The following is a 6,148-nucleotide window of genomic DNA, read 5'->3' on the forward strand; positions in this document are numbered from 1 at the left end:
GCGCATGGCACGCGACACCCACCGCCCCGACATCTTCGCCGGACCCGACGAGGAGGCCATGTCCTCCCGTCTCAACTGGCTCCGCGCCGGCGTGCTGGGCGCCAACGACGGCATCGTCTCCATCGCCGCCATGCTGGTCGGCGTGGCCGCCGCGACCACGGAGCTGAGCGTGATCGTCACGGCCGCGGTCGCCGGCGTGGTGGGCGGCGCGCTCAGCATGGGCGTCGGCGAGTTCGTCTCCGTCTCCGCCCAGCGCGACGCCGAGGAGGCGCTGCTCGAGCGCGAGCGCATCTGGCAGAAGGCACGCCCTGCGTGGGAGCGCGAGCAGCTGGTCCGCCTCAACATGGAGACCGGGATGACGGAGTCGACCGCGCGCCTCGCGGCCACCGAGCAGATGGAGAAGGACCCGATCGGGATCCACGCGCGCATGCACCTGGGCGTCGACCCGGACGATCTCACGAACCCGTGGGCCGCCGGCATCGCCTCGATCCTCGCGTTCACGGTGGGCGGGCTCACGCCGCTGCTCACGACGACTCTGCCGCCGGCGGGTTGGCGCGTGCCGCTCACCTTCATCCTGGTGATCGTCGCCCTCGCCATCACCGGCTACGTGTCCGCGGTGATCGCGAAGTCGCCGCCGTCGCGCGCGGTGCTGCGCAACATCGCGGGCGGCGCGATCGCGATGGCGATCACCTACGGCATCGGCTCGTTCGTGGGGATCCACATCTGAGCCGGTCGCCGCATCGTCCGTTCAGGGGACGATGCGCAGCCATGCCTCCGTCGCGAACCTCGCCTCGACCTGGGCGTGGGCGGCGGCGAGCTCGGCGTCGGTGACGGCGCCCGGGGCGGTCGAGTAGCGCGACTGGAAGTGGTCGAGGAACGCGTCGATGATGTCCTCGCGGGCCATGCCCGTCTGGCTCCTCAGCGGGTCCACTCGCTTGTTGGCGCTCTTGGTGCCCTTGTCGGACAGCTTCTCGCGTCCGATCCGCAGCACCTCGAGCATGGCGTCGGCGTCGATGTCGTAGGCCATGGTGACGTGGTGGAGCACCGCGCCGGCGGCGTAGCGCTTCTGAGCGGCACCCGCGATCTTGCCCGCGGGCGAGGCGATGTCGTTGAGCGGCACGTACCGCGCGTCGATGCCGACCTCGCGGAGCGCGCCCAGCACCCAGTCGTCGAGGAACGCGTACGACTGCTCGAAGCTCAGGCCCTCGACCAGGGACGTCGGCACGTACAGCGAGTACGTGATGGTGTTGCCGGGCTGGATGAACATCGCGCCGCCGCCCGAGACGCGTCGGGTCACCGTGATGCCGTGGCGGTCGGCGCCCTCCGGGTCGATCTCATTGCGCACGGACTGGAACGAGCCGATCACCACGGCGTTGCGCTCCCACTCCCAGACGCGCAGCGTCGGCCCGCGGCGTCCGGCCGCGAGCTCCTGCGCGAGCACGTCGTCGAGAGCCATCTGCAGGTGCGGCTCCCGCGGGACGTCGTGGATGACGTCGAAGCGGTGGTCGCCCCAGGAGGTCGCGTGCCCGAGCGCACGACGCACGGCGATCGCCACCGCCTCGGGTGAGAAGCCGATGAACTCGGCGTCCTCGCCCGCGCGGGCCACCGCTCCGGCCAGCTGCGACACCGTCGCCTTCGCCGACATGCCCGTCAGGTAGCGCGCGATGTCGAGGATCGCCTCCGCGGGCTCGAGGAAGAAGTCGCCCGAGATCACCACGCTCTCGAGGATCTCGCCGCGGGCGTCGAGCTCGACGTCCGCGACCACGAGCTTGCCGCCAGGAACCTTGTACTCGCCATGCATGGGTCCATCCTCCCCCGCCGGGCGGAGTGCGGATGACCGCGCGGGACGATGCGCGGCTACGGGTTGGGCGTCGCCTCCGCCTTGAGCAGGCCGTAGAACAGCGAGTCGGTGAGCGCCTCGTAGGACGCCTCGACCATGTTCGGCCCGACGCCGACCGTGCGCCACTGCATGCCCGTCACCGTGTCGACCGTGGTGATGAGCACGCGCGTGACCGCGTCCGTGCCGTGCGAGGCATCCATGATGCGGACCTTGAAGTCGGTGAGCTCGAAGCGGCCGATCTCGGGGTACGCGCCCGCGAGGGCCGTCCGCAGCGCATGGTCGAGCGCGTTGACCGGACCGTTGCCCTCGCCGACCGTGACGAACCGCTGGCCGCCGCCGGCCCGGAGCTTGATGACCGCCTCGGCATCCGCATCGTTCGGGTTGCCCGGCGCGGAGCTGACGCGCACGCGCCAGCTCTCGACCTGCCAGTACTGGGGCGCCTGGCCCAGCTCCCACCGCAGCAGCAGCTCGAAGGACGCGTCGGCGGCGTCGAACGTGTAGCCCTGCGCCTCGGCGTTCTTGACGCGGTCCATGACCCGCTTGAGCACGTCGGGCTGGTCGGACAGCTCGAAGCCCATCTCACGGCCCTTGAGCTCGATCGAGGCGCGGCCGGCCATCTCGGACACGAGCATGCGCATGTCGTTGCCGACCAGCTCGGGCTGGGTGTGCTGGTACAGATCGGGATCCACCTTGATCGCGGACGCGTGCAGGCCGGCCTTGTGCGCGAACGCCGAGGCGCCCACGTACGGCTGGCGCGCGAACGGCGCGATGTTGGTGATCTCGGAGATGGTGTGGGCGATCCGCGTCGACTCGGCGAGCCCGTCGCCCTTGAGCGCGATCATCCCGCGCTTGATCTCGAGATTCGCGGCGACGGCGACCAGGTCCGCGTTGCCCGTGCGCTCGCCGTAGCCGTTGACGCAGCCCTGAACGTGGGTGGCGCCGGCCGCGACCGCCGCCATCGAGTTCGCGACCGCGCAGCCGGAGTCGTTGTGGGCGTGCATGCCGAGCTGGGCCGTCGTGCGGGCGCGCACGTCGGTGACGATGCGTGTCACGTCGTCGGGCAGCATCCCGCCGTTGGTGTCGCACAGGCACAGCGTCGAGGCCCCGCCGGCCTCGCCGGCGAGCAGCGCGCGGATCGCGTACTCGGGGTCGTACCGGTAGCCGTCGAAGAAGTGCTCGGCGTCGAGCACCACGCGTCGTCCCTCGCCGACGAGGAACGCGACCGTCTCTTCGATCATCGCGAGGTTCTCGTCGCCGCTGACCCGCAGCGCGCGCTCCGCGTGCCGGATGTCGGACTTCGCGACGAGCGTGATGATGGGCGCCTCGGAGTCGAGCAGCGCGCGCACCTGCGGATCGGAGCCCGCGCTGGCGCCCGCGCGACGCGTCATGCCGAACGCCGCGAACTGCGCGTGACGGAAGCTCAGCTCCTTGTTGACCAGAGCGAAGAACTCCGTGTCCTTGGGCACCGCTCCGGGCCAGCCGCCCTCGATGACGCCGACGCCCAGCTCGTCGAGCAGCGGCGCGATCGCCATCTTGTCGGCGACGGACAGGTTCATGCCCTCCTGCTGCGCGCCGTCGCGCAGGGTGGTGTCGTAGACCTCGACCGTGGTGCCGGCCATGGTGTGCTCCCTAAGTCGTGTGCCGTGCCGCTTCTCCAACAAAAAAGCCTCCCAGGGTACGGGAGGCTGCGCGCCGGGGAAGGTGACCCGACGCGCTACAGAATGATGATCGCGGTACGCATCAGCGCCATTGTGGCACACATCGCGGATCCGGCGGTGACGCGACGGACCCGGCCCCGTGGACGATGCCCGGGGCCGGGTCGGTGATCACGCGAACCGTGTGAAGGCGCCCGCCGGCATGCCGGCGGCGATGCGCGCGGCCGGTGCCGTGCGACGCCGGCGTGAGGCGCGCAGCGCGGCGACGAGCCGTCGGCGGTCGCGGGCCGAGGCGAACCGCTCGGTGACGCGCCGCAGCACGGCGGCGGTCGAGTCGTCGAGGTCGCTCACGCCGGCGGCGGACGATGCGATGGTGACGTCGATGCTCATGTCTCCCCCCAAGGTGTGGTGCGGCTCAGGCGGTGAGCACGAAGCCGCCGCGCTCGTGGGCGGCGACGCGGATCTGATCGAGCCGGGCCTGAGCCTCGGCGCGGACGGCCTCGCGGGCGACGGCGTAGGCGCGCAGGCGCGCAACCTCGCTGCCGTCCCAATCGGTGAGCGCCGCGGCGGCACCCGGAGCGATGTCGCGGACGGCCGCCGCGAGAGCTGCGAGCGCGTCGCTATGGGCGCGGGTCCCCTCCGAGACCAGTCGGTGGGCCAGGTGGTCGTGGTTGACGGTGACAGTCATGATGTTCTCCTCCCCTGCTGTCGTGACAAGACTCAGGGGCAGGCGTGTGACGTGCCGTGTGACGTGTGAGGAAAGTTCGGATTCACCCCTCAACCAGGGATGTCGACCTTGTCCAGGCTCTCCAGGACGGCCGTCGCGCGCGCGACCAGCAGGGGCATGTCGCCGCGCGCGGCGTCCTCGAGCGCCCGGGTCGCGACGTCGCGCGCGGTCGGTCCGTCGCCGAGGTCGCGCAGCACCTCCGCCTGCGTGACCCGCACCTCGGCGTCGACCCAGCGGTAGGCACCGGTCTTCGGGGCGCACGCATCATGAGCGTCGGCGAACCACTGCAGCGCGAGCTCGGGACGCCCGTCAGCGACGTAGGTGAGCCCGAGCGCCTTCGCCGACGCGCCCTGCCAGCACGGATCCCCGAGCTGGCGGGCGAGGGCGTAGGTCGCCTCAAGGTCCGCCCGCACCTCGACCGGGTCGTCCCCGCGGGACAAGCGTGCATGCGCACGCCACGTCTCGGGCCATGGGCGGACCGCCGTCCATCGCTCCTCCTCCGCGCCGGCCTCGGCCTCGCGAGACCACCGCTCCGCAACCTCGAGCGCCCCGGCGATGTACGCGACGCGCGCGGCGTGCCCCGCAGTCCAGATCCTGCGACGCACGCTGTGAGAGGCCGCGCAGAGCTCGAGCGCCTCCCTGAACCTGTCGAGAGACTCCTCGAGCCGGCCCCAATCGGCGAGATGGATCGCATCGTAGGCGGCGACCGACGCCTGGACCCCGGGGAAGCCCTCGGCCGCCTCCCAGGCCTCGGCGAGGTGGACCGCCGCCGATGCACGTCTGGCGAAGAGCACATCGAGGTACGCGAGCTCCGACAACGCCTTCGCGGCGAGCTCCCGGTCGCCTGCGGCGAGCGCACGAGCGCGCGCGTTCTCCAGCATCACGGAGCCCTCGTCATCGAAGCCGCAGACGGAATGCACGAGCGCGGCCCCAAGCTCGAACTCGCACTCGGCCAGCAGGAGATCGTCGCCCGCCTCGCCCGCGGTGTCCACGGCGACGCGCAGGTTGTCGATCCCTGCATCGACGGCACCGGCGGCCACGGCTCCACGACCGAGCGACACCTGCATGCGCGCCGAGGCGCTGGGCGAGATACCCGCGATCGCCTGAGGCGCAGGCCTGCTCGCCGCGCGCAGCGCCGGCAGCGACGTCACCCCCAGCTCGGCGGCGAAGGACTCCTCGGTAGCGCGCAGGTGGCGGGACGCCGCATCATGATGACCCGCCGCGACCAGGGCCTTGAGCAGCACCACGTGGCGGCCCTCGTCGAACGGGTCGCCCGCGACCAATGCCGAGGCGAGATCGATGGCCCGCGCATGCTCCCGGTTCGACAGCGCACGAAGCGCCGCCGCGCGCACGATGTCCTGCAACGCCCCGGCGACACGGTTCCGCTCCACCAGCAGCCAGGTCTCGAAGCTCGGAGAGGCGTGAATCTCGACCCCCTCGAGCAGCTGGCCCGCGGGGACGGGTGACGGCACCGTCCCGTCGGCGAGAGTGACGATGTCCACCGTCGTGTCAGGGCCCAGACCGTGGAGCACGGGGTTCCCGGAGAAGGCGCCCGGGAGTCCCAGGCGCCTACGGATCTCCGCCAGCGTCCACCGCAGCGCCCCCATGGGGTCATCAGCCTCCGAGAACAGCTCGTTCACCAGCTGCTGCCTCGACACCGGGTCGTGGGTGCTCAACACCCTGGCCATCACCGCCCAGCACTTGCCGCCGCGGGGGCCCGTGAGAACGGCGCCGTCGCGGATAAGAGAAGGCGGGCCGATCAGCCGGATCTCAAGCATCGGTCCTGCTCCGGGGACATGGACACAGAGTAGCCGCCGGACACCTCCGGGGCCGGGGAAGTCGCCGAGCCATCCGGACGGCCTCCCTCGGTGCGCCCCGCCACGACTACCATCACCGCTGGCAGAACGACGAAAGCCCCCCGCGTGT

The 6,148-nt window shown here is 71.5% G+C and carries 6 protein-coding genes; 1 reads left to right on the forward strand and 5 read right to left on the reverse strand.

Translation table 11 applies throughout. The annotated features are described in order from the left end of the window. The first annotated feature begins 4 nt into the window (after positions 1–4). Positions 5–727, forward strand: a complete 723-nt coding sequence (locus tag QQX10_RS03270; protein WP_301120026.1) for a VIT1/CCC1 transporter family protein — start codon at positions 5–7, stop codon at positions 725–727. A 21-nt stretch (positions 728–748) separates the two neighbouring features. On the opposite strand, the gene lplAB is transcribed toward QQX10_RS03270, so the two are convergent. From lplAB to QQX10_RS03295, 5 genes are all read right to left on the reverse strand, one after another. Next, positions 749–1,801, reverse strand: coding sequence for a lipoate-protein ligase LplAB (gene lplAB / locus QQX10_RS03275; RefSeq protein ID WP_301120024.1), 1,053 nt, complete (start codon positions 1,799–1,801; stop codon positions 749–751). A gap of 56 nt (positions 1,802–1,857) precedes the next feature. After that, positions 1,858–3,459: a citramalate synthase gene (gene cimA / locus QQX10_RS03280; RefSeq protein ID WP_301120022.1), complete on the reverse strand. Its 1,602-nt coding sequence runs from the start codon at positions 3,457–3,459 to the stop codon at positions 1,858–1,860. 207 nt (positions 3,460–3,666) lie between these two features. Next, positions 3,667–3,885 (reverse strand): hypothetical protein, encoded by a 219-nt coding sequence (locus QQX10_RS03285; RefSeq protein WP_301120020.1) that lies wholly within the window; start codon positions 3,883–3,885, stop codon positions 3,667–3,669. Positions 3,886–3,910: 25 nt separating this feature from the next. Next, positions 3,911–4,183, reverse strand: a complete 273-nt coding sequence (locus QQX10_RS03290) for a hypothetical protein (RefSeq protein WP_301120018.1) — start codon at positions 4,181–4,183, stop codon at positions 3,911–3,913. Between the two features lie 89 nt (positions 4,184–4,272). Then, positions 4,273–6,000, reverse strand: coding sequence for an AfsR/SARP family transcriptional regulator (locus tag QQX10_RS03295; protein WP_301120015.1), 1,728 nt, complete (start codon positions 5,998–6,000; stop codon positions 4,273–4,275). Positions 6,001–6,148: the final 148 nt, after the last annotated feature.

The sequence above is a fragment of the Demequina lignilytica genome (genome assembly GCF_030418305.1).
In the GTDB taxonomy this organism is placed as follows: domain Bacteria; phylum Actinomycetota; class Actinomycetes; order Actinomycetales; family Demequinaceae; genus Demequina; species Demequina lignilytica.